This window comes from Paracoccus pacificus (genome assembly GCF_042680785.1).
Lineage (GTDB): Bacteria > Pseudomonadota > Alphaproteobacteria > Rhodobacterales > Rhodobacteraceae > Paracoccus > Paracoccus pacificus.
The window spans coordinates 1-602 of the sequence record NZ_JBHUEN010000057.1 but is presented as its reverse complement, the minus strand read 5'-3'; the positions used below and the strand labels follow the sequence as shown (position 1 = coordinate 602).

General features: G+C 66.4%; 1 protein-coding gene and 1 pseudogene. Both read right to left on the bottom strand.

What is annotated here, in order from left to right:
• A pseudogene (locus tag ACFSCT_RS19485) lies at positions 1–232 on the bottom strand (IS630 family transposase); the annotation flags it as partial.
• A complete protein-coding gene (locus ACFSCT_RS19480) occupies positions 219–578 on the bottom strand; it encodes a helix-turn-helix domain-containing protein (RefSeq protein WP_379145629.1) in 360 nt (119 codons plus the stop codon). The gene ACFSCT_RS19480 and the pseudogene ACFSCT_RS19485, both read right to left, overlap by 14 nt.
• Positions 579–602 lie beyond the last annotated feature (24 nt).

Sequence of the window (602 nt, the reverse complement as noted above, 5' to 3'; positions counted from 1 at the left end):
TCCGGTCGGCGCGCAGGGCGGCGATGAAGGTGAGCGTCCGCCAATGACCATGCGGTTGCCTGCCCGGCAGACGTTGGCCACGCGGACCCCACCCCCGCAAGGGTGCCATGTTGGTCTTGACCCAGGTTTCATCAAGAAACACCAGCCGCTGCGGATCGATCCTGCCCTGATGCCTGCGCCAGCGGGCACGGTATCGGGCGATGGCCGGGCGCTCGGTCTCACTGGCCAGCACGGTTTTTTTTGAAGCTGAGCTGCTCGCGGTGCAGGAAGGCCCAAACCGCGCCGTAGCTGACCACGACGCCCTGCGCCGCCAGTTCCGCCTGCAAGGCCCGGATCGTCAACGATGGCGCGGTCTTCATTCGCGCCAGCGCAAAGTCTCGCACCGGCTGCATCACGTCGCGCCGCTTGCCGCCCATCGGCCGGGCTGCCGACGTGCCTGTCATCCGCTGCCGCCCGGACCACTTCACCACCGCTGAGACGCTGACACCGAAGCGACTGGCCACCGCACGGACTGTTTCCCCAGCCAGAACCGCCGCAACAACACGCTCCCGAAGATCATTCCCATAGGCTCGCGTCATACATGCTGGACCTCCAACCAGTCC

Excerpts from the sequence above, each read along its gene's own strand:
- ACFSCT_RS19480 (WP_379145629.1), bottom strand. The coding sequence starts at position 578 with ATGACGCGAGCCTATGGGAATGATCTTCGGGAGCGTGTTGTTGCGGCG.